Annotated in this window: 1 protein-coding gene; it reads left to right on the forward strand. The window is 55.3% G+C overall.

All coding sequences use genetic code 11. The features are described 5' to 3' along the window. On the forward strand, positions 1-264 hold a 264-nt coding region (locus tag C5687_RS24475), incomplete at both ends, for a transposase (protein WP_146086330.1).

The raw sequence follows: 264 nt of genomic DNA on the forward strand, positions 1-264 counted from the left end.
CCCCGAAAAGGTGCGGGTTACTGGCCCGGTGAATATGCAGACCGTAACCGTGCAGTGGCTAATCAGCGAATGACCGGGAGTAATGCGCGGTGGAAATGGACAACAGATTATAACCGTCGCTCGATAGCGGAAACGGCGATGTACCGGGTAAAACAGCTGTTCGGGGGTTCACTGACGCTGCGTGACTACGATGGTCAGGTTGCGGAGGCTATGGCCCTGGTACGAGCGCTGAACAAAATGACGAAAGCAGGTATGCCTGAAAGC

The organism is Enterobacter sichuanensis, from assembly GCF_002939185.1.
In the GTDB taxonomy this organism is placed as follows: Bacteria; Pseudomonadota; Gammaproteobacteria; order Enterobacterales; family Enterobacteriaceae; genus Enterobacter; species Enterobacter sichuanensis.